The sequence below is a fragment of the Streptomyces sp. NPDC058464 genome (genome assembly GCF_042721035.1).
Taxonomy (GTDB): Bacteria; Actinomycetota; Actinomycetes; order Streptomycetales; family Streptomycetaceae; genus Streptomyces.
In genome coordinates, this window is record NZ_JBHXMA010000013.1 from 175,669 (window position 1) to 199,071 (window position 23,403).

Genomic DNA, 23,403 nt, shown 5'->3' on the forward strand with positions numbered 1-23,403 from the left:
CAGCACACAGAAGTTGGCCAGTTTCAACAGTCGTCGGCAGCGGCTCCTCCGGCGCCGAGCGCGTCGAGGATGTGCGGCCAGGCCGCCCTGCCGAGGAGCGCGTCCGCTTCGGGAGTGCCTCCGTACCTGAAGCGTGGGGACGCCGGCGCGGGGCTCTCACCAGGAAGGCGTTGCCGGTGGCCGGCGTCGTCGCGGGCGATCAGACGCACGGCTGCCCCGGCCGACCGTCGGCGTTGCGCCAGCTGCTCGGCGAAGGGCAGCGACGGCCACATCGCATCATCGCCGCCTGCCACCAACAGGACATCGGCCCTGGCCGTGTCCACGGGGATGTCCGCCGGCGGAAGCGAGTGGGCGAAGGTCCGCTCGCTCAGTTCGTACCATCCCCGGATGGCGACCGGACCGCCGTCCGGCTCCGCGGGAACCCAGGAATCGTCCATCGGGACGAACGGCAGCGGCCGGTCCCGCCAGGTCCACGACGAGCGATACGGGTGATGCGCTCCGTCGCGTCCCGGGCCGACGTTGCACCAGACTCGCGAGGTGGGCGACAGTGCGATGACCACGTCCACACGCGTGTCACGCACGGCCGTGAGCAGAGCCGCCTCAGCCCCCTTGGAGAAGCCGAGAATTCCGATGCGGTGCGCTCCGCCCAGCCGGAGCAGGTCGACGGCGGTGGTGAAGGTCTCCAGGGGAACCTCGCAGATCCCCGGCGGCTGCCCGGGCCCACCGAACCAGCGGATCGACAGGGCCGCGAAGCCCTGCTGAGCGAGAATGCGCGCCCGCTGCCGCTCGACGCGCCCGCTGGATCCCGCCAGAACCAGAACGCCGACCTCGCTCCCGTGCGCCGGAGCGATCAGAACCCCTTCCCAGGGATGGGTCAACTCGCGTTCAGTCAGGGCACCCTCGACACCATGCCCCCGCGCGGTCGCCACCTCAACGCTCATGATGGCGACACTACAGATCGGGCTTGCTCTCACGACAGCGCTCGCGCCGGGAATCCCATACGTCAACAGGGCAGCCGCCGCGTCCCGTTGACCCGCCCCACCTGTGCCCGCAGCACCTCCTCAGGCGGGGCCGGCCTGTGTTGTGGGCGGTGCTTGACGAGGCGGCTCTGCGCCGGGAAGTCGGTGGCCCGGCGGTGATGGCGGAGGCCCTGCGCCATGTCGCCGGTCTGGCCCGCCGGAACCGGATCATCCTGCAGGTGGTGCCGTTCAGCTCGGGCGCGCATACGACGATGCAGGGCGCTCTGAAGCTGATGGAGTTCGAGGACGCACCTCCGCTGGCCTACATGGAAGGTCTGAGCACCGCACGGCTGGAGGACGACCCGGCAACCGTCACCCGACTGAGGTTCCTGTACGACCTCCTCGTGGCCACTGCGCTCTCGCAGGAGAAGTCCCTGGTGCTCATCGAGGCGTTGGCAGAGGATTACGCCCATGAGGAACATCCCTGACTACGGACTGAGCTGGCGCAAGTCGAGCTACAGCGGCGGCGACGAAAACTGCCTCGAAGTCACCCACGCCTTCCCCACCCTCACCCCCGTCCGCGACTCGAAAAATCCCCTCGGCCCGAAGCTCGTGTTCCGGTCGGCTGCCTGGTCGGCCTTCGTGGAGAGTGTCAAGAAGTGACCTCCACGACCCGAAGGGCCGCCCATGACCAGCACCGTCGCCGACCTGATGCGCCGTAACCTGCTCGACGTCTTCAACGAACCGGACGCCGGGCGCCGCAACGCGGCCATCGCCGAGACGTACGCGGAGGACGTGGTGTGGCACGAGCCCGACCGTGTCGTCCACGGCCGCGAGGCCCTCTCCGTGCGCGCCGCGGAACTGCTCGCGGAACAGCCGGGCTGGGTCTTCCGGCCCGAGGGTCCCGTCTCCGTCACCGACGACCTCGGCCACCTCGGTTGGGTGTACGGCCCGGCCGGCGAACCGCCCGTCGCGACCGGCATGGACATCGCCCACTGCAGGGACGGCGTCATCGTCGACCTGTACACCCTCGTCTCCGAAGCCCCCCGGCCGTCCTGAGGCTTACCTCCCCGAGGCTCAAGCGCTCAGCCCCGAGCCCTTTTTTCAAGGAACGGGTGGAGGTCCTCAACCCACCCTCCCACCCCGCGAGTTGACGGCACGCGTTCGGTTTGCCACGCACAGTCACGATCGTCTAGCGTGCCCGCATAACGAACGAAACAGCCCCCGTCAGGCGCTACCAACACCTGCGGGGGCTTGACCAACGAGATCGGTTACGAGGCTCGATCCCATGGCTGATTGCCAGCTTAGTGCTGCCCCCTCGCCCGCGCACGGCGCCCCGCACCCCATGGCCAGTCCCGGCTACGGAAAACGGTCTGCTCCCGACCAACGCCGCCGCACCAACCACGACTTCGCCCACCTCCCACCCCGCGAAGCCGCCATCGCCGCGTATGTCGACCGGCTCCCCGACGGCGCCGACATCTCCGTGAAGACGCTGGCCAAGCAGCTCCCGTACGGTCAGTGCGCCCTCCGGACTGCTCTCAACAACCTCCAGCGGGCCGGGCACTTGAGGCGGGGGCGGGAACATCTGGCCGACTCGGGGAGCCGACGCTGGATCACCCGATCGTGGTTCTCCCGTACCGCACGCGACGATGACTGGTGGGCTGCGTTCACGCGAGGCGCCGTATCGGAGCCGGAGCCGGAGCAGCCTCCCGACCGGGCCCGCCCCACCCGCAGCCGCGCCCACATCCTCCTCGCCGCCCTCGGCCGTACCGCCCCGGCCCTCTCCCTCTCCCAGGCCGACTGCGCCGCCCTCGCCCCACTGCTCACGGAGTGGTTCGCCCGCGGCGCCACCGACGAGTACGCACTTCAGGCCCTGACCAGCGGTCTCCCCTCCCCCGTCCACCACCCGGCCGCCCTCCTCCGCAAACGCCTCACCGACAAGCTCCCACCCGAGCCGGTCCGGCCCCCCGCTCGCCCGCCGCTGCGCATCCTGGAGTGCGCGAAGTGCAGAGCGCCGGGCCGCCCGGAGGCCCTGCCAGGCGGCATCTGCGGCGCATGCCGGGGCGAACGCGCCCCCAGCAGCCCCAACACGCCCCTGTCGCCTTCCGAGGTCCAGTCCCGCGTTGCCGAGATCCGTGGCGCGATGAACGAACGACGAGAGAGGACACCCGTATGACGGCTCCTACGGTCCGCCGACGCCACCCCGGGGCACGATGGAGGGGAGGAGGCGAAGCCATGACCCCCAGCACCGCCGAACGACCGCAAATGCCAGTCGAGGACTTCGAGGAACTCGCGGGCGTGGCCCCGGAGGGCGTGCGGCTCGAATTCGTCGACGGGAAGGTCCGCACGAAGGACCCCCTCAGCGTCGAGGACTTCGAAGAGCTGGATCGGCGAGCTCCGGAGACGGTCCGGCTTGAGTACATCAACGGAAAACTAGAGGTCAAGGCGATGCCGGGCGGCAACCACAGCGAGATCCATATGTGGCTGCTGGAGCAGTGCCTGCAACACCGCCCCGACCTGCGCCTCCACCACGAGCGCGGCGTCAAGACCGAGGCCTATCGCAAGGGCCGCGCACGCACCGACGGGGCTCTCGTACCGCGAGGCCATTTCAAAGGGCACGGTGAGTGGTCTGCCGCCAATGGCGTACTCATGGTCGTCGAGATCACCTCGCACGACCGCGACACCGATCAACGGGACCGCATCGACAAACCCGTCGGCTACGCGGCAGTCGACATCCCCGTCTACCTGCTCATCGACCGTGACAACAACACTGTCGTCGTCTACAGCGAGCCTGAGGACAGCCGCTACCAGCAGACCGCCTCCTACCCCTGGGGAACCCCCGTCGAGCTCCCCGACCCTCTCGGCTTCACCCTGGACACCGAGGAACTCAAGGACTACGCCGACTGATCTCATCGCCGCGTTGTCAGCCCCCTGTGCAACCCTGGTCTCCATGAACCACTCCCAGCTCACCGCCCTGGGCCGGGCCCTTCGTCTGCTCGGGGAGCACGGGGAGGCGCTGACCGGCGAGACGACCGACGCCAAGCTGCACGAGGTCAAGGACGACCTCCGACGTGCGCTCGACCTGCTGGAGGAGAGCGTCAGCGGTGCCGCGCCCACGACCCGGTGTGCCGAGCATCCGCAGGGGCCCGTGGACGAGAGCGCCCCCGATCTGTGTCTGCTCTGCGAGACGCGGCGGCGGGCCGCGCGGCGGTCGGAGTTCGGCGGTGGGCCCCGGCCGGTGCCCGGCGAGGCCGTCAGCACGTCCATGTCCCGGTACGGGGTGCGCGGCGACCGCCCGCAGCCGCAGCAGCGCTGGCTGCCGGAGGCGTGGAACGGCCGGGAGTGGGAGCTGTGCGGCACCCCCCGGCGCGACCGGCAGGAGGCCGAGCTGTATCTCGCCGCCCAGCGGCGCGGGTCCCGGCCCGCCATGGCCTACCGGCTGGTCCACGAGTTCACCGACTACGAGGTGCTCCGGGTATGGGGCACTCCGGTGCAGGTGGACATCGAGCCCCTCGGCAACCTCTAGAACCGTCGGCGGCCGGTGGCGCCCCGCACTGTTATCTGACTAAAGTCAGAGAATGGATGCGGCACAGATCGAGGAAGTACGACGGTTCAACCGGACCGTCACCGAACGCGTGGGCGTGCTCCACGACCACTACCTGGGCCGCGACCGGCCCATCGGCGAGGCCCGGCTGCTCTGGGAGATCGGCGGGCAGGGCCAGGACGTGCGCGGCCTGCGGGAACGGCTCGGGCTCGACTCCGGGTACGTGAGCCGGCTGCTGCGCTCCCTGGAGTCCGCCGGCCTGGTCACGGTGGAGCCGCAGCCCCAGGACAGGCGGGTGCGTACCGTGCGGCTCACCGAGAAGGGCCGGGCGGAGCGCGCCCTGCTCGACGAACGCAGCGACGAGCTGGCCGGTTCCATGCTCCAGCCGCTCAACTCCGCACAGCGCGCCCGGCTGGTCGCGGCCATGGCCGAGGTCGACCGGCTGCTGACCGCCGGGACTGTCACCCTGGACGCCGTCGATCCCGACCACCCCGACGCCCGGCACTGCCTGCTGTCCTACTTCGCCGAACTGCAGGAGCGCTTCGACACCGGCTTCGATCCCGCGCGCAGTCTGCTGCCCGACGCCGGTGAACTCCGGGCGCCGCACGGCCTGTTCCTGATCGCCCGGCTGCACGGCGAACCCGTCGGCTGCGCGGGGGTGAAACTGCCGCCCGGGGCTCCGGCGGAGATCAAGCGCATGTGGGTCGCCCCGCAGGCCCGCAGGCTCGGCCTCGCCCGCCGGTTCCTGACCGAGCTGGAGACGCGGGCCGCCCGGCACGGCCACGACACCCTGCGCCTCGACACCAACAAGTCGCTGAGCGCCGCGATCAACCTCTACCACTCCTTCGGCTTCCAGGAGGTCGCCGCCTTCAACGACGAGCCGTACGCCCATCACTGGTTCGAGAAGCGGATCACCGCAGCGCCACCGGAGTGACACACCACATCGCCCGACGCCGGTGCCGCCATCCAGGGGCTGAACGCCCGAACCCTCGGTGCCGGGGCGCCGGCCCGGGTACCTGAGCCCTGACACGTACGCGGAAGGGGTTCGGCGCAATGAGGATCGATCTGACGGGTCGCACGGCACTGGTCACCGGCTCCACACAGGGCATCGGGGCGGCGATCGCCGCCGGTCTGGCCCGTGCCGGGGCCCGGGTGGGGGTCAACGGCCGGGACGCGCGGCGCGTCGAGGAGAGCATCGCCCGCCTGGCAGTACAGGTGCCCGGCGCCGATTTCGTCCCGGTCGCGGCGGACGTGACCGGCGAGGAGGGCGCCCGACGAGCGGCCGAGGTGCTGCCGCGGGTGGACATCCTCGTCAACAACCTGGGGATCTTCGGCGCCGAGGACCCGCTGCGGATCACCGACGACGAGTGGCGGCGCTACTTCGAGGTGAACGTCCTGGCCGCCGTGCGGCTGACCCGCCTCTTCCTGCCGGGCATGACCGAACGCGGGTGGGGGCGCGTCCAGTACATCGCCAGCGACTCGGCGGTGGTCATCCCCGCGGAGATGATCCACTACGGCATGTCGAAGACCGCGCTGCTCGCGGTGGGCCGCGGCTTCGCCAAGCAGGCCGCCGGCACCGGCGTCACCGTGAACTCCGTGATCGCGGGTCCCACCCACACCGGAGGCGTCGAGGACTTCGTCTACGAACTCGTCGACCGCGACCTGCCCTGGGACGAGGCCCAGCGCGTCTTCATGCGCGAGCACCGGCCCCAGTCGCTGCTGCAGCGCCTGATCGAACCGGACGAGATCGCCCACATGGTCGTCTACCTCAGCTCCGACCAGGCCTCGGCCACCACCGGAGGCGCCCTGCGGGTGGACGGCGGATACGTGGACTCGATCCTGCCGTGACCACCCTCCGGCCCCACGCTCACCGTTCCCGCGCTCACCGTTCCCCGGGCAACCGCTCCCCGGACAGGAGCGTGGCGGTGAGCGTGTCGGCCAGCCATTCCTCGTAGGTGCCGGCCGACCAGCCGCGTCCCGCGGTGAGCTGCGTGAACAGCTGCGGTCCCGCCAGGGCCCAGACGGCGTCCGCGAGGTGGGCCGGGTCCGCCCCCGGCCGCAGCACACCGCTCTCGTCGAGGTGCGTGACGAACGCGGTGACACCGGTCAGCCGCTCCCGCTCGCCGGTCTCCAGGATCTCCCCGACCTCCGGCCCGGCCTGGGTCAGCAGGGCGAACAGCGCGGCCATCCGCTCATGGATGCCGCGCACGTACGCGGCGTAGAGCCGGAGCTTGGCGACCGGGTCCGCCGTCCGCAGGATCTCGCGGGTCTGGGGGCGGTCCGCCATGGGCACCGGTTCGTCGTCCCCGGCCAGCGTGATGTCCCACAGGGCCTTGACCATGCCCGGTTTGCCGCCGAACGACTTGTAGACGGTTTCGGCGGAGACACCGGCCCGCTCGGCCACCGCACGGATGGTCGTGGCGTGGAAGCCGTCCTTGAAGAGCAGCTCGCGGCAGGCCTCCAGGACCGCCGTCCGGTTGCGGCGCGCGGCCTCGCGCCGGCGCTCGGAGTTGTAGGGCCGGCGCGGCGTCTCACCTGCCATCGGCACACCCCCTCAATCTGTTACAGTCCGCTGTATCGAATATAGCCAGCCCCGTTGCCGGAGGCTCCCATGTCCCGTCCTGCGCCCGTGCAGGTGGCACCCGGCGTGCATCGCCTCGGCGATCACGGCGTCAACTTCTACCTGATCGAGGACCCCGACGGCCTCGTCCTCGTCGACGCGGGACTGCCCGCGCACCTCGAACAGCTGGGCGCGCTGCTGGACGACCTCGGCCGCCCCGTCGCCGACATCCGTGCCGTGCTCCTGACCCACGGCCATCTCGACCACACCGGCCTGGCCCACACCCTCCAGCGGGCCGGCGCCGACATCTGGATCCACGAGCGGGACGCGGGCATCCTGCGCGACGGCCCGCGGAGCGCGAACCGCCACGCCAAGCCGGAGCGCTCGATGCTCCCCTACCTGCTGCGCCGGCCCTCCGCACTCGCCCTCCCCTTCCAGCTGGCCCGCTCCGGGGCGTTCACCGCGCCCGCCGTGCAGGGGGCGCGGGTCTTCGACAACGACCTGGTGCTGAAGGACCTGCCGGGCGCCCCGCAGGCCGTCGTCCTGGCCGGACACACGCCCGGCAGCACCGCGTACCTCCTCGCCGACCGCGGCCTGCTCTTCACCGGCGACGCCCTGGTCACCGCCGACGCGTTCTCCGGCCACACCGGGCCGACGCTGGTGTGCCGCTGCTTCACCCACGACAGCCGGGCCGCGCTCGCCGCCCTGGACCGCCTCGACGAACTGCCGGCGGCGGGCGTGCTGCTGCCCGGCCACGGCGAGCCCTTCACCGCCGGCGCCGCAACCGCCGCCCGGCTGGCACGCGAGTACGGCGTCCGCTGAGCCGTCGCGCGATCCGCGGCCGCGCACCACCACAGACCTCCGGGCGGCGCCCCCTCGCCCGGCGCACGAGGTACCTCACTTTCCAAGAGGAAAAGACATGAGTTCTGCACCGCCGAACAATGACGTGGAGATCGCGGAGATCGCGGAGATCGCGGACTACCTCCGTCCGCGCGTCATGCATGTCCCCGCCGAGAAGGGCGTGGTCAAGTGGATGTCCGGCGACGTCTACTCGACCCTGGCACCGGCCGACTCCACCGGCGGCATCCTGGGCTTCACCGACTGCTGGGTGCCGCCGGGCGGCGGCCCGGTGGCACATGTGCACAAGGCCGCCGACGAGTCCTTCTACGTCATAGCGGGCGAGGTCGAGTTCCTGAACGGCGAGGAGACCTTCCTGGCGCATGCCGGTGACTTCGTCTTCATCCCGCGGGGCACCCGGCACCGGTTCCGCAACCGCACCGACGAGCAGGTCCGCATGGTGTCCTTCTTCACCCCCGGCGGGGGCGAGGGACTGTGGCTGGAGGGCGGGGACGATCCCGTACCCGGCGAGGAGCCCCGGTTCTGGCCGCCGGAGCGCGGAATGGCGCTGGGTCCGCTGCTCGGGCGGCCGGAGATCGACATGGTGATCCTGCCCGAGGCGGCGGACCTGGACGGACCCGCCGACAAGGCCTAGCCGGGCCGGGCCCAGCCAGGCCGAGCCGCCCTCAGCCCAGCAGTGGTGAGGGAGTGAACTCGTATCCCTCCCACAGCTGCCTGCTCGCCTCCTCCGGGTACGCCGTCACCGTCGGTGTCGTGTCCAGGACCTGGGTGAGGCGGGCCTCGGTGTCGAAGGCCGGCCAGCCCGGATCGCCGGTCGCCGCGAAGGACGTCCACGCGGTGCGGAAGCGGGCGGAGAGGTCCTTCGCCTCGGGGGTGACGCCGGTGCCCGCCCAGAGGAGGTTGGCCAGGTCCGCCTCGAACGTGCCGAACAGGAGCGGGATGTCCAGGCCGTGGCAGGCGCCGAGCAGCCCGCCGTTGCCCGGGGCGCCCCAGGTCAGTTCGTAGAGGTGGGCCCGGCCGCCGCCCGCGGTCTGTGCCTCCGCCAGACGCAGGGACGGTATGGCGAACAGCCAGTCGGTCTGGACCCGTTCGTACAGCTCGCTCGGCGAGGCGTCGGGGTGGGCGGTGCGGTAGGCGTGGTCGCCCGCCGCGCCGCCCGGCGCGAACAGGCGCAGGGCGCCGGTCGCCTGCTCCTCCGTGATCTTGCCGTACATCCCGCTCATGACCAGGAACAGCCGGAACTCGTCGCGGTTGTGACCGACGAGGAGGTCCACGTCCCGCGCGGAGCCGGACGCCAGCGCCTGCCAGGGGGTGGTGGGGAGCACCTCGCCGTCGACCACCGGGGAGAACGGGGTGACCGTCGGCGCGATCTGGCCCCAACGGTCCACGTGCTGGGGCATCTTGGCGCCGAGCGCCTGCCCGGCCTCCGTCAGCCGGCGCGGGTCGGTCGCCGCCAGGTCGGCCGCCGTGGGGCGCAGGCCGGCCTCGGCCGCGAGGGCCCTGCCGATGTCCTCGGCGAGCTCGGCGGAGAAGAAGGTGCCCGGGACGCTCTGCGCGATCGCCCGCCGGAACAGGCCCCGCGCCCTCGGCATCGCCAGGAGGGAGGCCACCGATCCGGCGCCCGCGGACTCGCCGAAGACCGTGACCCGGTCGGGGTCGCCGCCGAAGGCCTCGATGTTCTCCCGCACCCACTCCAGCGCCGCCACCTGGTCCAGCAGGCCCCGGTTGGCGGGCGCCCCCTCGATGTGGGCGAAACCCTCCATGCCGACGCGGTAGTTGAGCGAGACCACGACCACGTCGCCGTCGCGGGCGATGTGCTGGGCGTCGTAGCCGGGGCTGCCGGAGTGGCCCAGTTTGTAGGCGCCGCCGTAGATCCACACCATCACCGGGCGGCGGGCGGCCGGGTCCGGGGCGGGTGTCCACACGTTCACCGTCAGCCAGTCGTCGCCCTCGGGGGCCTCCAGGACACCCGGGGCTCCCTGGATGCCCAGGTCCTGCGGGGGCGGCGGGCCGAAGGCGTACGCCTCACGCGTCCCCTCCCAGGGCCGCGCCGGGCGGGGCGCCGCGAACCTGGCCGCTCCCACCGGAGGTTCGGCGAACGGTATCCCCCGGAAGACCGCCAGGCCGCCCTCCCGCAGGCCCCGCACGGCACCGGCGGCGGTGCGCACGACGGGACCCTCGGCCGCGGGCGCCGACTCGGCGGACTCGTTCGTGATCATGATCGCTCGCTTTCGACTTCGACGGCTGGTTGCTGCCACTTCCGACGACTGACCGCTGCCGCGCCCCGACGGCGATCGCAGCCGCCTCTCCGGCTGCTCGCCGCCGTTTCACGGCCGGTCACTGATGAAACGTCCGGCACTTCGCACGAGTGCCGAACACCCCTCACCCGTTGGAGTGAATCCAGGCAGCCATGGCAGTCCAGCCGGTCCGGGCAGTCCCGGCAGTCCCGGCAGTCCGGCCGTCCTGGCAGTCCAGGTCAGCCGTGCCGGGCCACGAACGCCCTGGCCTCCGCCTCGTCGATCTCGTACACCGTCTCATGGGCCCGCGGATCCCGCGCATGGAAGGTGTGGAACATCGGGCTCGCGGGCCCGCCCAGCTCCACCAGCGACGCCGACGCCCCGCGCACCGCCCGCTCACCGCCGGGCGCCACGGTCAGGTCGATCCGGTTGACCACCCCCGGCGTCACCCACACCGGCACCGACTCCAGCAGCCCGAAGAGCTGGAGGTGGTAGTGGCCCGTGAGGATCACCCGTACGTCGCTCCCCCGGATCGCCGCCGCCAGGTCGCCGGGGTCGCGCAGCCCGAAGGCCTGCTGGGTCAGCGAGATGTCCAGGGCGAGGGGCGGGTGGTGGAGGGCGAGGACCGTGCCGCGCTCGGCCGGGGTGCGCAGCACCTCGCGCAGCCACTTCAGCTGGGGCGCGCCGAGCCGGCCGTGGACCTTGCCCGGCACGAGCGAGTCCAGGGTGACGAAGCGCCAGCCGCCGACCGAACTCACGGCGGCCCGCTCCTCCGCCCCGAACACCAGCTCGGCGCGATCGGTGCCGTCGGCGTCCAGATGCCCGCTGCCCAGCACCTTGGCGAACGCCTCGCGCTCGTCGTGGTTGCCGGTGGTGCACAGGACGGGGATGTTCCGGGCCTCGGCGTAGGCGCCGATCAGGGTGCGCAGGGCCGTGTACGCCTCCGCCGAGCCGTCGTCGGCGAGGTCACCGGTGACGACGACCGCGTCGAGGCCCTGGAGATGGCGGAGTTCGTCGAGCATCAGCCGCAGCGACGCGGTGGCGTTGACACCCCGTCTGTTGGGGGCGTCGGTGCGGTCCAGGTGGGTGTCCGAGAGATGGAGTATCCGCATGCCCGGGACGGTACCGGTGACCTCGGTGGTCGTCACAAGCAAATAACGAAGTACGTGCGGCAAGCGGGCTGGTCTCGCACCCGACTTGAGTCGTTATGGCAGCTCAGAGCCACTCTGCCGGACAGCCCACGCACGGCCCGCGCATAGAATGCGCACCACTTGGAACGACAGCTTCCGGCCAGGTCAAGAGTCAGGAAGACCCGCAGCCCGTTCCTTGGGCATCTCGTGACCGTTCCCGGGAGGCGCCCTCACAGGTTCCTGGCGTCCCATGCCTCGGACAGCCGCCGACCCGAGAGCCCAGCCGTGACGACATACACCACCTGCGCGACAGGCGAAGGACGATGACCGGCCTGCTCAAGCAGTTGCGCGTCTCGATCCTGATCGTGCTCGGGATCTCCGCCTTCACCTCGCCGGGCGCCCTCCTGGAGGGGCTGGTGCGGGGGCACTTCCTCGCGGCCCTGGGCGAACGGGCCTGGGGCGCGCTCGTCATCTGCATCCTCGTCGCCGCCGTGCACTCGGTGATCTACGGCGCGATGCACTTCGGCCGGCCGGAGACGCGCGAGGCGCGGGGCGTCCGGGCCGGGATCGGGGTGCTGCTGGCGCTCGACGTGGTCCCGCTGCTCGCGACGGGTCATGTCGTGCTGGCCCTCGTCCCGCTCCTGGCCGTCGTCGGCGGCTGGAGCTGGGGGAGGTACAAGGGCTCGGAGGCGGACGCCCCGCGCTGGGGCGCCCTGATCTTCGGCGTCCTGTCCTTGCCGGTACAGGGCGTGGTCGCCCTGGTCATGAGCATCGCGGGGTGGCTTTGAGCGGGTACGCGTCCGCCCTCGGGTTCTTCGGACGGATCGCCGGCTGACCCGAGGGCGAACGGGTGGGGTCAGCTCAGAGTCTTCAGCGCCGCCGCGTCGTAGGCGGACAGCTCCTCCGTGCGGCCGGCGAGGACCTTCGCCGCCCACTCGGGGTCCTGGAGCAGGGCACGGCCGACGGCGACCATGTCGTACTCGTCGCGCTCCAGGCTGTCGAGGAGGTCGTCGATGCTCTTGAGCGGGGAGCCCTCGCCCGCGAAGCCCCTGATGAAGTCGCCGTCGAGGCCGACCGAGCCGACGGTGATGGTGGGCCGGCCGGTGAGCTTCTTGGTCCAGCCGGCCAGGTTCAGGTCGGAGCCCTCGAACTCGGGGAGCCAGTAGCGGCGGGTGGAGGCGTGGAAGACGTCGACGCCGGCGGCGGCCAGCGGGGTGAGGATCGCCTCCAGCTCCTCGGGGGTCTCCGCGAGGCGCGCGTCGTAGTTGTCGGACTTCCACTGCGAGTAGCGGAGGATGATCGGGAACTCCGGGGAGACCGCCGCGCGTACGGCGGCCACGACCTCCGCCGCGAACTTCGTACGGGCGACCGGGTCGCCGCCGTACGCGTCGGTGCGGCGGTTGGTGCCCGCCCACAGGAACTGGTCGAGCAGGTAGCCGTGGGCGCCGTGCAGCTCGACGCCGTCGAAGCCGATGCGCTCGGCGGCGGCCGCGGCCTCGGCGAACGCGCCGATGACGTCGTCCAGGTCCTGCTGGGTCATCGCCTTGCCCTCGCCCTCGGCGCCGTCCAGGCGGATGCCGGAGGGACCGACGGCCGGGGCGTCCGCGTACGGCGCCTGGCCCTGCTTGCGGACCATGCCGATGTGCCAGAGCTGCGGGACGATCGTGCCGCCGGCCGCGTGCACCCCCTCGGCCACCTTCGCCCAGCCCGCCAGCTGCTCCTCGCCGTGGAACCGCGGGACACGGCTGCTACCTCCGGCCGAGTCGTGGCCGACGTACGTCCCCTCGGTGACGATCAGACCGACACCGGCGGCGGCCCGGCGGGAGTAGTACGAGACCACGTCCTCACCGGGAACGCCGCCGGGGCTGAACTGGCGGGTCATCGGCGCCATCACGATCCGGTTGGGGACCGTGAGCCCGTTCAGGGCGATGGGACGGGAGAGGATCTCGGCCGCGCGGGAGGCGGGGGGCGTGGTGACGGTCACGTGGGGGGCTCCTCGTGGGTAGGTCGTATACCGACCGGTCGAAGTACTGGCCGATCGCATACCGAAGGTCGTATACCAGACGGTATGTGCACGCGCATCGAGTGCACGTCTGTGCACAACGACCTGCCCGGTCGTGCGCATTCCCGGTCCCGTGCAAGTGCGGTGTGACCCCGGACACGGGGGGACACGGGGGGACACGGGGGGAACGCGGGGGGGGCGCGTACGACGAAGGGCGGCACTCCCTGTCGAACAGGGAGTGCCGCCCTCGGTGCTGCGTCGGAGCTGCCGAGCCGTCAGGCTCAGAAGTCCATGTCACCGCCCGGCATGCCGCCCGGAGCGGCCGCGGCGGCCTTCTCCGGCTTGTCGGCGATGACGGCCTCGGTGGTGAGGAACAGCGCGGCGATGGAGGCGGCGTTCTGCAGGGCAGAGCGCGTCACCTTCGCCGGGTCGATGATGCCCTCGGCGATCAGGTCGACGTACTCGCCGGTCGCGGCGTTGAGGCCGTGACCCGGGGTGAGGTTGCGGACCTTCTCCACCACGACGCCGCCTTCGAGGCCGGCGTTGACGGCGATCTGCTTCAGCGGGGCCTCGAGGGCGAGCTTCACGGCCTGTGCGCCGGTCGCCTCGTCACCCTCCAGCTCCAGCTTCTCGAACACCTGGGAGGCCTGCAGCAGGGCCACGCCACCACCGGCGACGATGCCCTCCTCGACGGCCGCCTTGGCGTTGCGCACGGCGTCCTCGATGCGGTGCTTGCGCTCCTTGAGCTCGACCTCGGTCGCGGCACCGGCCTTGATGACGGCGACGCCACCGGCGAGCTTGGCCAGGCGCTCCTGGAGCTTCTCGCGGTCGTAGTCCGAGTCGGACTGCTCGATCTCGGCGCGGATCTGGTTGACCCGGCCGGCGACCTGGTCGGACGAGCCGGCGCCGTCGACGATGGTGGTCTCGTCCTTGGTGATGACCACCTTGCGGGCCTTGCCCAGCAGGTCGAGGGTCGTGTTCTCGAGCTTGAGACCGACCTCCTCGGAGATGACCTCGCCGCCGGTGAGGATGGCGATGTCGTTCAGCATCGCCTTGCGGCGGTCGCCGAAGCCCGGGGCCTTGACCGCGACGGACTTGAAGGTGCCGCGGATCTTGTTGACGACCAGGGTCGACAGGGCCTCGCCCTCGACGTCCTCGGCGATGATCAGCAGCGGCTTGCCCGACTGCATGACCTTCTCCAGGAGCGGGAGCAGGTCCTTGACGGAGCCGATCTTCGAGTTGGCGATCAGGATGTACGGGTCGTCGAGGGACGCCTCCATACGCTCCATGTCGGTGGCGAAGTACGCCGAGATGTAGCCCTTGTCGAAGCGCATACCCTCGGTGAGCTCCAGCTCCAGACCGAAGGTCTGGGACTCCTCGACGGTGATGACGCCTTCCTTGCCGACCTTGTCCATGGCCTCGGCGATGAGCTCGCCGATCTGGGTGTCGGCGGCGGAGATGGAGGCCGTGGAGGCGATCTGCTCCTTGGTCTCGACGTCCTTCGCCTGCTCCAGCAGGGCACCGGAGACGGCCTCGACGGCCTTCTCGATACCGCGCTTCAGGGCCATCGGGTTGGCACCGGCGGCGACGTTGCGCAGGCCTTCCTTGACCAGGGCCTGGGCGAGCACGGTCGCGGTGGTCGTACCGTCGCCGGCGACGTCGTCCGTCTTCTTGGCGACTTCCTTGACCAGCTCGGCGCCGATCTTCTCGTACGGGTCCTCCAGCTCGATCTCCTTGGCGATGGACACACCATCGTTGGTGATCGTGGGGGCGCCCCACTTCTTCTCAAGGACGACGTTGCGGCCCTTGGGGCCGAGGGTGACCTTGACGGCGTCGGCGAGCTGGTTCATACCGCGCTCAAGGCCGCGCCGCGCCTCCTCGTCGAACGCGATGATCTTGGCCATGTGAAGTGGTCCCTCCAGGACTGGGGGTGAGTCTTCGGACCGCGCCCGCGCCCGCGACGGACGGCTCGCCGACCCGTGGGTTCCTTGCCCCACCCGGCCTGCGGGCCTCACCGACCCGGTCCTTCGTTGTCACTCTCACCTTCAGAGTGCTAACGCCAATGATTAGCACTCGGCATGGTCGAGTGCAAGCGCCTCTCGCACTCCGGCAGGACCTCCGGGCGCGCCGCAGCCGGGCCTCCGGGCCCGCCGGGACGGGACCCCGGGCACGCTGAAGGGCTCGCACCCGGCGGGTGCGAGCCCTTCAGCAGAAGAACGGAAGAACGTCGCTGCAGTCAGTCGGCGCGTGCTTCAGCTGGTCGCGAGCCGGACCATGTCCGCCTGCGGCCCCTTCTGGCCCTGCGAGATCTCGAAATCGACCCGCTGACCCTCTTCCAGGGTGCGGTAGCCGTCCATCTGAATCGCGCTGTAGTGGACGAAAACATCCGCACCACCGTCGACCGCGATGAAGCCGTACCCCTTCTCCGCGTTGAACCACTTGACGGTGCCCTGAGCCATGCCTAACTCCCCTATTACTGGCCCTTGCACAGATCCACACTTCGCGGATCCGGGTCAGACCTCACCCCCCATTGGTTGGGGGCGTGCGCCGGAACGCGTCGACCGCGGCTGAATGTATCTGTCCAACTGCCGTCTGCAACAGGTCAATCGGACGAGAATTCTGGACGGAAGGGGTCCGGAATGTAGCAAGAATTCGGCCGAATTCAGGGCAAGTCGGGCCCCATAAAGGCCGCAAAAGCCGCATATAACCCGCACACTTTGGCTACTTCTTGTCGGGCTCGCGGTATCGAATACGGGGCCCCCGACCTGGAGATCGGGACCGCGTTCCCCAACTGTACCGCGCTCAACCACACAGAATTGCCCCCTCCGCTTCTCTCACGGAGGGGGCAATCAGATGAACAGTCGGTGATCGGCGTTACCGAAGGTAATGTTCGGTCATTCGATCAGCCTGTCAAGCAGACCGGCAGGTCAGCCACCGGCGACGGCCGGGATGATGGAGACACCCGCCCCGTCCGGGGTGGCGGTCTCCAGGCCCTGCTCGAACCGCACGTCGTCGTCATTGACGTACACATTGACGAACCGGCGCAGCTTGCCCTGGTCGTCGAGAACGCGCGCGGAGATGCCGGTGTGGTTCTTCTCCAGGTCGGAGATGACCTCGCCGAGCGTGGCGCCTTCGGCGGCGACTTCGGCCTGACCGCCGGTGTAGGCGCGCAGGATGGTGGGGATGCGAACGGTGACGCTCACGTTTTTACCTCCGGTCTGGGCAACGCCCTATTTCTCGGGGGACTCAGGCGAGCCCGGCCTCATGGAAAGACTCCAGATTCGGGCGAATGGTCGCCGTGAGCCCGGTGCCCGCCACCGCGTCCAGCGTCTTCAGTCCATCACCGGTGTTGAGTACAACGACCGACTTCGCCGGATCAATCAACCCATTCTCAATGAGCTTCTTGGTGACTCCAACCGTCACTCCGCCGGCGGTTTCCGCGAAGATTCCCTCGGTGCGCGCAAGCAGCTTGATCGCGTCGACGACCTGCTCGTCGTTCACGTCCTCCACGGCACCGCCGGTGCGGCGCGCGATGTCGAGGACGTACGGGCCGTCGGCCGGGTTGCCGATGGCGAGGGACTTGGCGATGGTGTTCGGCTTCTGCGGGCGGACCACGTCGTGGCCCTCCTTGTAGGCCACCGACACCGGCGAGCACCCCTCGGCCTGGGCACCGAAGATCTTGTACGGCTTGTCCTCGACGAGACCGAGCTTGATCAGCTCCTGCAGACCCTTGTCGATCTTCGTGAGCTGCGAGCCGGAGGCGATCGGGATGACCAGCTGGTCCGGGATCTGCCAGCCGAGCTGCTCGCAGATCTCGTACGCCAGGGTCTTGGAGCCCTCCGCGTAGTAGGGCCGCAGGTTGACGTTGACGAAGCCCCAGCCCTCGCCGGCCGGGTCGCCGATCAGCTCGGAGCAGAAACGGTTCACGTCGTCGTAGTTGCCCTCGATGCCGACGAGCTCGCCGCCGTAGATCGCGGCCATGACGACCTTGCCCTGCTCCAGGTCGTGCGGGATGAACACGCAGGAGCGGAAGCCGGCCCGGGCGGCGGCGGCACCGACCGCGCCGGCCAGGTTGCCGGTGGAGGAGCAGGAGAGGGTGGTGTAGCCGAAGGCACGGGCGGCCTCGACGGCCTGGGCGACGACGCGGTCCTTGAAGGAGTGCGTCGGGTTGCCGGAGTCGTCCTTCACGTACAGGCCGCCGGTGACGCCCAGCTCCTTGGCCAGGTTGTCGGCCTTGACGAGCTTGGTCCAGCCGGGGTTGATGTTCGGCTTGGTGGCCACGTCCGCGGGGACGGGCAGCAGCGGCGCGTAGCGCCAGATGTTCGCGGGACCCGCTTCGATCTGCTTGCGGAGCTCCTCGGTTTCGTAGGCCGAGAAGTCGTACGCGATCTCCAGCGGGCCGAAACACTCCTCGCAGGCGAACACCGGGCCGAGCGGCACCCGGTGACCGCACTCGCGGCAGCTCAGGGCAGCGGCGGGGCCGAGGTCTACGGTGGAATCGGTGGTGCTTGCAACAGTCTGCACAGCCATGTGAGGCGAGGCCCTTTCTCCTCATCTTCCTCACGACGCATTTCGCCGTGAGACGGATTTGGCACCTTCCCTAGCCGGGAGCCTCGCGAGCGATCGACACTGATCGGCGATCTACGAGAACCGACTGGAGGGTTGCCGGGGCTTCAACGGGCCGTTTCCCTCTGCCCCTCTGGATGAGCGGTATGTGGTTGTCAACGCCGGGTGACCCCAGGACATGCGATGGTCATCGGCGTTGTTCAAGACTGTAACCGAAGGCCAGGACAGTTGAGAGAGTCGTCCGAACCGCGAGATGGATCACACCTCGTCGTGTGACCGTGACAGTGAGGAGCCGCTGACCGTGCTGGAAGAAGCCGAGCGCTGGCTGGCCACCCGCTCCTGGTCCGTAACCGACCGCCCCCTGCACAAGATCATGGCCGCCAAACGGTCCTCCGGGCAGACGGTCAGCGTCGTGCTGCCCGCGCTCAACGAGGAGGAGACCGTCGGCGACATCGTCGCGATCATCCGCCACGACCTCATGCAGCAGGTGCCGCTCGTCGACGAGATCGTGGTCGTCGACTCCGGCTCCACCGACCGCACGGCGGCCGTCGCCGCGGCGGCCGGCGCCCGTGTCGTGCACCGCGACGAGATCCTGCCCCGCATCCCGGCCGTCCCCGGCAAGGGCGAGGTGCTGTGGCGCTCGCTGCTCGTCACCTCGGGGGACGTCGTCTGCTTCATCGACGCCGACCTGCGGGACTTCTCCTCCGACTTCGTCACCGGCATCGTCGGCCCGCTCCTCACCGACCCGGACGTGGACCTGGTCAAGGCGATGTACGACCGCCCGCTCGGCGGCGCCGCCGGACAGGGCGGCCGGGTCACCGAGCTGATGGCCCGCCCGCTGCTGAACATGCACTGGCCGCAGCTGGCCGGTTTCGTGCAGCCGCTCGGCGGCGAGTACGCGGCCCGCCGCTCGCTCCTCGAACAGCTCCCCTTCCCGGTCGGCTACGGCGTGGAGCTGGGCATGCTGGTCGACGCCCTGCACCTGGTGGGGCTCAACGCGCTGGCGCAGGTCGACGTGGGGGTCCGCAAGCACCGCCACCAGGACGGCCAGGCCCTCGGCCGGATGTCCGCCGCGATCTACCGCACGGCCCAGCTGCGACTGGCCCGCGGCCACCTGATCCGCCCTTCCCTCACCCAGTTCGAACGGGGCGAGGACGGCTTCGAACCGCGCACGTACTCCGTGGACACGGAGGAGCGGCCGCCGATGGCGGAGATCGCGGAGTACGCCGAACGCAAGGTGGCGTGACGCCTAAGTACCGGCCGCGCACCGGGTGGCGTGACGCCTTCGTACCGGCCGCGCACCCGGTGGCGCGACTTCGCCGTACGGCCGTATACGGCGGCGCGTCGGGCGCGGCCGTACGTTTGAGCGTTTACGGGCCGGGCTAGGTTGTGGCGTATGGCTTCCCCCATGGCTTCCACCGGCGGTGCCGAGGTGCTGGTCGCCTCGAACCGCGGCCCGGTCTCGTACGACCTGCGCGAGGACGGTTCGCTGCACGCCAAACGGGGCGGCGGCGGACTGGTCTCGGGACTGTCGGCCATCGGCCCTGACGCGAACGCGGTGTGGGTGTGCGCCGCGCTGGGCGACGGCGACCGGGAGGCGGTGCGGCGGGCCGGGGGCGGCCGGCTGCCGGCCGGGGACAGCGGCGGGCAGCAGGTCCGGATGCTCGACATCGACGCGGACGTGTTCTCCGACGCGTACAACGGCATCGCGAACTCGGTCCTCTGGTTCGTCCACCACATGCTCTACCAGACCCCGCTGGAGCCGGTCTTCGACGCGGAGTTCCGGCGCCGGTGGGAGTCCTACCAGGCCTACAACCGCGCCTTCGCGGAAGCGCTGGCGCAGGAGGCGGCCGAGGGCGCGGTGGTGGTCATCCAGGACTACCACCTGGCCCTCGCCCCTCGCATGCTCCGCCGCCTCCGCCCTGACCTGCGGATCGGCCACTTCTCCCACACACCCTGGGCACCGCCGGACTACTTCCGCCTGCTCCCCGACGACATCGCGGCGGAACTGCTGACCGGCATCCTGGGCGCCGACCACGCGGCGTTCCTGACCCGGCGGTGGGCGGACGCGTTCGTCGACTGCTGCCATGCGGTGCTGGGCCCGGGGATCCCGGCCGCGGATCCGTCGTCGGGTGGGACCCGGATCGGGGTGCACGGGCTGGGTGCCGACGCGGACTTCCTGCGGAAGCGGTCGCACGAGCCGGACGTGGACGAGCGGATGCGGGCGCTGCGAGAAGAGATCGGCGGCGAGGGGACGGGGGACGCGCGGCGCAGGACCATCGTGCGCGTCGACCGGACGGAGCTGTCGAAGAACATCGTGCGGGGGCTGCTGGCGTACCGGCAGCTGCTCGAAGACCACCCCGAGTGGCGGGAGCGGGTGGTGCATGTCGCGTTCGCGTACCCGTCACGGCAGGACCTGTCCGTCTACCGGGACTACACGGCGGAGGTGCAGCGGGTCGCCGACGAGATCAACGCGGCCTACGGGACGCCCGGTTGGACGCCGGTGGTACTGCACGTCAAGGACGACTTCGCACGCTCGCTGGCGGCGTACCGGCTGGCCGACGTGGCCCTGGTGAACCCGATCCGGGACGGCATGAACCTGGTGGCGAAAGAGATCCCCGTGGTGTCGGACGAGGGGTGTGTCCTGGTCCTGTCGCGGGAGGCGGGGGCGTACGAGGAGCTGGGCGAGGACGCGGTGGTCGTGAACCCGTACGACATCGGGGGGACGGCGGAGGCGTTGGCGCAGGCGCTGGCCATGCCGGTGGAGGAGCGGGCGGAGCGCTGCAAGAGGTTGGCGGAGGCGGCTACGGCGTTGCCGCCTGCGCGGTGGTTTCTTGAGCAGCTTGAGGCGTTGGGCGGGTAGCCCGGGTCGAGATTCGGCTGCGGGCCGGTGGGGGCTTGTCGCGCAGTTCCCCGCGCCCCTTACGGGGCGCTTGAGTTACGGGTCGCTACAAGTCATGAAGCACTCAGAGCAGCCAGGCTCCTCAGCAGTCTGACCACTCCCTCCGGGCCGTCCACCACCACGTCCGCTCGGTCGGCCAGTTCTGTCACCTCTGTGCTGCCGCTGCACACCAGGAGGCCGGGGACGCCCTCCGTGCGGAGTTTCTCGATGGCGGCGAAGGCGGGGATGTCGCCGAGGTCGTCGCCCGCGTAGAGGACCGCGCCCGCGGAGATGTGCCTCGCGTACTCACTCAGCGCCACACCCTTGTCCATGCCCGGGGGGCGGAGTTCCAGGACCAGGCGGCCCGGTTCGACGATCAGGGCGTGCTGGGTGGCCAGGTCGGTGAGGGGGGCACGGAGGGTCTCGAAGGTGGCCTGTGGGTCGGCGGCGCGGCGGGTGTGGACCGCGATCGCCCGGCCCTTCTCCTCGATCCAGGTGCCCTGCGAGGCTCCGGCACGTTCGAGGACGGCCGGGAGTTCGGCGCGGACGGCGGCGATGCCGGGGTGCGGGGGCGGTGCGGTGATCTCGCCGGTGGCCGCGTCCCAGCGTTCGGCGCCGTAGTGGCCGAGGACGACGAGGTGTTCCAGGCCGGGCACCCCGGCGAAGCCGCCGTACCGGACGGCCACCTCGGCCGGGCGCCCGGTGACGACGGCGACGGCGGCCACCTTCGGGGCGAGCGCGGCCAGCACCGGTACGGCGTCCGGGTGGGCGCGGGCCTGCTCGGGATCGGCGACGATCGGCGCGAGCGTGCCGTCGAAGTCGAGTCCGACGAGGGCGGAGCCGGGGTGCGCGAGGAGGGCGGCGAGGCCGTCGCGCCCGGCCTGGGTGCGCGGCGTCGGGAGGGGTTCCGTGATGTGGGTTCCCATGCAACCGACAGTATCCGACCACTCCGTCAGCGGCAGCGCCCCCTCAGGGGCGCGGGGCCGAGTCGATATGCGGCTCCGCCGCGTGGGCGCGACCAGCCCCCACCGGCCCGCAGACGGAGTCAGCGTTCCGAGCGGCGTGCCTCCCGTACCCGCCGCAACCTGTTCACGGTCACCGGGTCGTGAGCCAGTGCCCGCTCGTCGTCCAGCAGGGCGTTCAGGAGCTGGTAGTAGCGCACCGGAGCCAGGTCCAGTTCCTCGCGTATCGCTCGTTCCTTCGCGCCGGGGCTCGGAAAGCCCCGGCGTTCGAGGGCGAGGACGGCCTGCTCGCGCGCGCCCAGTTCGTGCCGGTCCATGACGAGAACCGTAGCGCTCAGCCGGTCGCCGCCGCCGTACGGCTGTCCGCCTTCGCCGCCTCGGCCTGGAGCCGGGTGAGGACACCGGTCGGGTTGCCGGCCGGGCTCACCGCCGTACCGATCTGCTTCTTGATGTCGGCGCTGATGGCGGCCCAGGAGGTCTTGCCCGCGGGGTAGAGCTCCGACGTGGGCAGCTGCTCCAGGAAGGGGCGCAACTGCTTGTCCTCGGCCTGCGTGGAGTCCGTCATCGTCTGGGACGCGGACGTGGTGACGGGCAGCAGGCCGTACTCGCGGGAGAAGGCGAGGACGTTCTTCTCGCTGTAGACGTAGTCGAGGAAGTCGCCGACCTGCTCGGCGTGGCCGTTCTGCTTGAACGCCGCCATCCAGTCGGCCACGCCCATGGACGCGGTGCTGGTGCTCTGGCCGGCGCGGGCGGGCATCGGGACCGTGCCGAACTTCACGCCCTTCTTCTCGGCCTGCTTGATCAGCGTGGGGTGGCCGTTGAGCATGCCGACCTGGCCGTCGGCGAAGGCGGCGAACGCGGTCGCGCGGTTCAGCTCGGCCGGGGCCACCGGGCCGGTCAGGCCCTTGCCGACCAGCTCGTCCTTGAGCCAGGTGAGGGTGTCGACGTTCTCCGAGGAGTCGATCGTGTACGTGCCGGTGTCGTCGGTGTAGCCGCTGCCGCCGCTGAGCAGCCACTGCATGGTCTCCGCCTGCGCCTCCTCGGGGCCGAGCGGCAGCGCGTACGGGTACTTCACGCCGTCCGCCTCGAGCGCCTTCGCGTCGGCCGCGAGCTCGTCCCAGGTGGTGGGCGGGGTGGTGATGCCGGCCTGGGAGAAGAGGGTCTTGTTGTAGAAGAGGACGCGCGTAGATGCGGCAAAGGGCATGCCGTACTGCGCGTGGTTCCACTGGCCCGCCTCGGCGAGCTGGGACGGGAAGTCGGCCTGGACCGGGATGGAGAGCAGGTCACCTGCCTCGTACAGCTTGCCGGCGGCCGCGTAGTCGGCGTACGAGCCGATCTGCGCCAGGTCGGGGGCCTTGTCGGCGGCGACCATGTCCTTGACCTTGCGGTCGACGTCCTTCCACGAGTAGACGGTGACGTCGACCTTCACGCCGGAGTGCTGGGCCTCGTAGGCCTTGACCAGCTTGTCCCAGTACTTCTGGGAGCTGTTGGCGGCCGAGTCCCCGTAGTCGGCGGCGACGAGTCTGAGGGTGACGTCCGAGGATCCCGTCGTCCCGCACCCACCGAGAACCGCCGTCATGCCCGTTGCGGACACCACCGCGATCATTCCTGCCCTACGCCGCCGCACGTCTACTGCCCCTGTCCAACTGTCTCGCCGTTCAATATGTCTGACGAATAAGGTCTACACCACGCAAGTGGACTAGA

25 protein-coding genes and 1 riboswitch are annotated in these 23,403 nt (G+C 70.5%); of the genes, 13 read left to right on the forward strand and 12 right to left on the reverse strand.

The window, feature by feature from the left end:
- Window positions 1–23 precede the first annotated feature (23 nt).
- Complete coding sequence (locus ACFWPQ_RS19490) at window positions 24–929, reverse strand: acyl-CoA thioester hydrolase/BAAT C-terminal domain-containing protein (protein ID WP_384035787.1); 906 nt, start codon at window positions 927–929, stop codon at window positions 24–26.
- A 113-nt stretch (window positions 930–1,042) separates the two neighbouring features.
- Here ACFWPQ_RS19490 and ACFWPQ_RS19495 point away from each other — a divergent pair, with 113 nt between their 5' ends.
- The 8 genes from ACFWPQ_RS19495 (at window position 1,043) to ACFWPQ_RS19530 (ending at window position 6,351) form a co-directional block, all read left to right on the forward strand.
- Entirely contained in the window at window positions 1,043–1,447 is a 405-nt protein-coding gene (locus ACFWPQ_RS19495) for a DUF5753 domain-containing protein (protein ID WP_384035938.1), read from the forward strand.
- Window positions 1,431–1,622 carry a DUF397 domain-containing protein gene (locus ACFWPQ_RS19500; RefSeq protein ID WP_384035790.1) on the forward strand — a complete coding sequence of 64 codons (192 nt, stop codon included), beginning with the start codon at window positions 1,431–1,433 and terminating at the stop codon, window positions 1,620–1,622. The genes ACFWPQ_RS19495 and ACFWPQ_RS19500 overlap by 17 nt, the downstream gene beginning before the upstream one ends.
- 24 nt (window positions 1,623–1,646) lie before the next feature.
- The gene (locus ACFWPQ_RS19505; RefSeq protein WP_384035793.1) at window positions 1,647–2,018 is read left to right on the forward strand and encodes a nuclear transport factor 2 family protein; all 372 of its coding nucleotides are present in this window, start codon (window positions 1,647–1,649) and stop codon (window positions 2,016–2,018) included.
- 286 nt (window positions 2,019–2,304) lie between these two features.
- Entirely contained in the window at window positions 2,305–3,135 is an 831-nt protein-coding gene (locus tag ACFWPQ_RS19510) for a hypothetical protein (protein ID WP_384035796.1), read from the forward strand.
- Between the two features lie 59 nt (window positions 3,136–3,194).
- Window positions 3,195–3,866, forward strand: coding sequence for a Uma2 family endonuclease (locus tag ACFWPQ_RS19515; protein ID WP_384035799.1), 672 nt, complete (start codon window positions 3,195–3,197; stop codon window positions 3,864–3,866).
- 43 nt (window positions 3,867–3,909) lie between these two features.
- Entirely contained in the window at window positions 3,910–4,485 is a 576-nt protein-coding gene (locus ACFWPQ_RS19520; RefSeq protein WP_384035802.1) for a hypothetical protein, read from the forward strand.
- A 52-nt stretch (window positions 4,486–4,537) separates the two neighbouring features.
- Complete coding sequence (locus tag ACFWPQ_RS19525; protein WP_384035804.1) at window positions 4,538–5,437, forward strand: GNAT family N-acetyltransferase; 900 nt, start codon at window positions 4,538–4,540, stop codon at window positions 5,435–5,437.
- A gap of 119 nt (window positions 5,438–5,556) precedes the next feature.
- A complete protein-coding gene (locus ACFWPQ_RS19530; RefSeq protein WP_384035807.1) occupies window positions 5,557–6,351 on the forward strand; it encodes an SDR family NAD(P)-dependent oxidoreductase in 795 nt (264 codons plus the stop codon).
- Window positions 6,352–6,385: 34 nt separating this feature from the next.
- Here ACFWPQ_RS19530 and ACFWPQ_RS19535 read toward each other — a convergent pair whose 3' ends face one another.
- Window positions 6,386–7,045 (reverse strand): TetR/AcrR family transcriptional regulator, encoded by a 660-nt coding sequence (locus ACFWPQ_RS19535; protein WP_384035810.1) that lies wholly within the window; start codon window positions 7,043–7,045, stop codon window positions 6,386–6,388.
- A 69-nt stretch (window positions 7,046–7,114) separates the two neighbouring features.
- Here ACFWPQ_RS19535 and ACFWPQ_RS19540 point away from each other — a divergent pair, with 69 nt between their 5' ends.
- Together ACFWPQ_RS19540 and ACFWPQ_RS19545 are read left to right on the forward strand one after the other, a co-directional pair.
- Window positions 7,115–7,885, forward strand: a complete 771-nt coding sequence (locus tag ACFWPQ_RS19540; RefSeq protein ID WP_384035812.1) for an MBL fold metallo-hydrolase — start codon at window positions 7,115–7,117, stop codon at window positions 7,883–7,885.
- Window positions 7,886–7,982: 97 nt separating this feature from the next.
- Window positions 7,983–8,555, forward strand: coding sequence for a cupin domain-containing protein (locus tag ACFWPQ_RS19545; protein ID WP_384035815.1), 573 nt, complete (start codon window positions 7,983–7,985; stop codon window positions 8,553–8,555).
- A gap of 31 nt (window positions 8,556–8,586) precedes the next feature.
- Here the strand turns inward: ACFWPQ_RS19545 and ACFWPQ_RS19550 are convergent, their stop codons facing one another.
- Both ACFWPQ_RS19550 and ACFWPQ_RS19555 read right to left on the reverse strand, forming a co-directional pair.
- Window positions 8,587–10,140 carry a carboxylesterase/lipase family protein gene (locus ACFWPQ_RS19550; RefSeq protein ID WP_384035818.1) on the reverse strand — a complete coding sequence of 518 codons (1,554 nt, stop codon included), beginning with the start codon at window positions 10,138–10,140 and terminating at the stop codon, window positions 8,587–8,589.
- A 257-nt stretch (window positions 10,141–10,397) separates the two neighbouring features.
- Window positions 10,398–11,270, reverse strand: coding sequence for a metallophosphoesterase (locus tag ACFWPQ_RS19555; RefSeq protein WP_384035821.1), 873 nt, complete (start codon window positions 11,268–11,270; stop codon window positions 10,398–10,400).
- Between the two features lie 341 nt (window positions 11,271–11,611).
- On the opposite strand from ACFWPQ_RS19555, the gene ACFWPQ_RS19560 reads away from it, so the two are divergent.
- Window positions 11,612–12,076, forward strand: coding sequence for a hypothetical protein (locus tag ACFWPQ_RS19560; protein WP_384035824.1), 465 nt, complete (start codon window positions 11,612–11,614; stop codon window positions 12,074–12,076).
- Window positions 12,077–12,144: 68 nt separating this feature from the next.
- Here ACFWPQ_RS19560 and ACFWPQ_RS19565 read toward each other — a convergent pair whose 3' ends face one another.
- From ACFWPQ_RS19565 to thrC, 5 genes are all read right to left on the reverse strand, one after another.
- Window positions 12,145–13,272 carry an NADH:flavin oxidoreductase gene (locus ACFWPQ_RS19565; RefSeq protein WP_384035827.1) on the reverse strand — a complete coding sequence of 376 codons (1,128 nt, stop codon included), beginning with the start codon at window positions 13,270–13,272 and terminating at the stop codon, window positions 12,145–12,147.
- Window positions 13,273–13,571: 299 nt separating this feature from the next.
- The gene (groL, locus tag ACFWPQ_RS19570) at window positions 13,572–15,194 is read right to left on the reverse strand and encodes a chaperonin GroEL (RefSeq protein WP_189266088.1); all 1,623 of its coding nucleotides are present in this window, start codon (window positions 15,192–15,194) and stop codon (window positions 13,572–13,574) included.
- Between the two features lie 348 nt (window positions 15,195–15,542).
- Window positions 15,543–15,749 carry a cold-shock protein gene (locus ACFWPQ_RS19575; RefSeq protein ID WP_019057200.1) on the reverse strand — a complete coding sequence of 69 codons (207 nt, stop codon included), beginning with the start codon at window positions 15,747–15,749 and terminating at the stop codon, window positions 15,543–15,545.
- 468 nt (window positions 15,750–16,217) lie between these two features.
- Entirely contained in the window at window positions 16,218–16,493 is a 276-nt protein-coding gene (locus ACFWPQ_RS19580; protein WP_384035830.1) for a ubiquitin-like small modifier protein 1, read from the reverse strand.
- Between the two features lie 43 nt (window positions 16,494–16,536).
- Window positions 16,537–17,820 (reverse strand): threonine synthase, encoded by a 1,284-nt coding sequence (thrC, locus tag ACFWPQ_RS19585; protein ID WP_384035833.1) that lies wholly within the window; start codon window positions 17,818–17,820, stop codon window positions 16,537–16,539.
- Window positions 17,821–17,838: 18 nt separating this feature from the next.
- Window positions 17,839–18,000: riboswitch (SAM riboswitch) on the reverse strand.
- Window positions 18,001–18,157: 157 nt separating this feature from the next.
- On the opposite strand from thrC, the gene ACFWPQ_RS19590 reads away from it, so the two are divergent.
- Both ACFWPQ_RS19590 and ACFWPQ_RS19595 read left to right on the forward strand, forming a co-directional pair.
- Window positions 18,158–19,102: a glucosyl-3-phosphoglycerate synthase gene (locus ACFWPQ_RS19590; RefSeq protein ID WP_384035836.1), complete on the forward strand. Its 945-nt coding sequence runs from the start codon at window positions 18,158–18,160 to the stop codon at window positions 19,100–19,102.
- Window positions 19,103–19,264: 162 nt separating this feature from the next.
- Complete coding sequence (locus tag ACFWPQ_RS19595; RefSeq protein ID WP_384035941.1) at window positions 19,265–20,719, forward strand: trehalose-6-phosphate synthase; 1,455 nt, start codon at window positions 19,265–19,267, stop codon at window positions 20,717–20,719.
- A gap of 92 nt (window positions 20,720–20,811) precedes the next feature.
- Here ACFWPQ_RS19595 and otsB read toward each other — a convergent pair whose 3' ends face one another.
- The 3 genes from otsB to ACFWPQ_RS19610 all read right to left on the reverse strand — a co-directional run bounded on the left by otsB (window position 20,812) and on the right by ACFWPQ_RS19610 (window position 23,305).
- Window positions 20,812–21,663: a trehalose-phosphatase gene (otsB, locus tag ACFWPQ_RS19600; protein ID WP_384035839.1), complete on the reverse strand. Its 852-nt coding sequence runs from the start codon at window positions 21,661–21,663 to the stop codon at window positions 20,812–20,814.
- Window positions 21,664–21,782: 119 nt separating this feature from the next.
- On the reverse strand, window positions 21,783–22,016 hold the full coding sequence (locus ACFWPQ_RS19605; RefSeq protein WP_384035842.1) for a DUF3263 domain-containing protein: 234 nt from the start codon (window positions 22,014–22,016) through the stop codon (window positions 21,783–21,785).
- A gap of 17 nt (window positions 22,017–22,033) precedes the next feature.
- On the reverse strand, window positions 22,034–23,305 hold the full coding sequence (locus ACFWPQ_RS19610) for an extracellular solute-binding protein (protein ID WP_384035944.1): 1,272 nt from the start codon (window positions 23,303–23,305) through the stop codon (window positions 22,034–22,036).
- Window positions 23,306–23,403 lie beyond the last annotated feature (98 nt).

Coding starts and splice junctions, on each gene's coding strand:
- ACFWPQ_RS19500 (WP_384035790.1), top strand. CDS start 1,431: ATGAGGAACATCCCTGACTACGGACTGAGCTGGCGCAAGTCGAGCTAC.
- ACFWPQ_RS19505 (WP_384035793.1), top strand. CDS start 1,647: ATGACCAGCACCGTCGCCGACCTGATGCGCCGTAACCTGCTCGACGTC.
- ACFWPQ_RS19510 (WP_384035796.1), top strand. CDS start 2,305: ATGGCCAGTCCCGGCTACGGAAAACGGTCTGCTCCCGACCAACGCCGC.
- ACFWPQ_RS19515 (WP_384035799.1), top strand. CDS start 3,195: ATGACCCCCAGCACCGCCGAACGACCGCAAATGCCAGTCGAGGACTTC.
- ACFWPQ_RS19520 (WP_384035802.1), top strand. CDS start 3,910: ATGAACCACTCCCAGCTCACCGCCCTGGGCCGGGCCCTTCGTCTGCTC.
- ACFWPQ_RS19525 (WP_384035804.1), top strand. CDS start 4,538: ATGGATGCGGCACAGATCGAGGAAGTACGACGGTTCAACCGGACCGTC.
- ACFWPQ_RS19530 (WP_384035807.1), top strand. CDS start 5,557: ATGAGGATCGATCTGACGGGTCGCACGGCACTGGTCACCGGCTCCACA.
- ACFWPQ_RS19535 (WP_384035810.1), bottom strand. CDS start 7,045: ATGGCAGGTGAGACGCCGCGCCGGCCCTACAACTCCGAGCGCCGGCGC.
- ACFWPQ_RS19540 (WP_384035812.1), top strand. CDS start 7,115: ATGTCCCGTCCTGCGCCCGTGCAGGTGGCACCCGGCGTGCATCGCCTC.
- ACFWPQ_RS19545 (WP_384035815.1), top strand. CDS start 7,983: ATGAGTTCTGCACCGCCGAACAATGACGTGGAGATCGCGGAGATCGCG.
- ACFWPQ_RS19550 (WP_384035818.1), bottom strand. CDS start 10,140: ATGATCACGAACGAGTCCGCCGAGTCGGCGCCCGCGGCCGAGGGTCCC.
- ACFWPQ_RS19555 (WP_384035821.1), bottom strand. CDS start 11,270: ATGCGGATACTCCATCTCTCGGACACCCACCTGGACCGCACCGACGCC.
- ACFWPQ_RS19560 (WP_384035824.1), top strand. CDS start 11,612: ATGACCGGCCTGCTCAAGCAGTTGCGCGTCTCGATCCTGATCGTGCTC.
- groL (WP_189266088.1), bottom strand. CDS start 15,194: ATGGCCAAGATCATCGCGTTCGACGAGGAGGCGCGGCGCGGCCTTGAG.
- ACFWPQ_RS19575 (WP_019057200.1), bottom strand. CDS start 15,749: ATGGCTCAGGGCACCGTCAAGTGGTTCAACGCGGAGAAGGGGTACGGC.
- thrC (WP_384035833.1), bottom strand. CDS start 17,820: ATGGCTGTGCAGACTGTTGCAAGCACCACCGATTCCACCGTAGACCTC.
- ACFWPQ_RS19595 (WP_384035941.1), top strand. CDS start 19,265: ATGGCTTCCACCGGCGGTGCCGAGGTGCTGGTCGCCTCGAACCGCGGC.
- otsB (WP_384035839.1), bottom strand. CDS start 21,663: ATGGGAACCCACATCACGGAACCCCTCCCGACGCCGCGCACCCAGGCC.
- ACFWPQ_RS19605 (WP_384035842.1), bottom strand. CDS start 22,016: ATGGACCGGCACGAACTGGGCGCGCGCGAGCAGGCCGTCCTCGCCCTC.
- ACFWPQ_RS19610 (WP_384035944.1), bottom strand. CDS start 23,305: ATGATCGCGGTGGTGTCCGCAACGGGCATGACGGCGGTTCTCGGTGGG.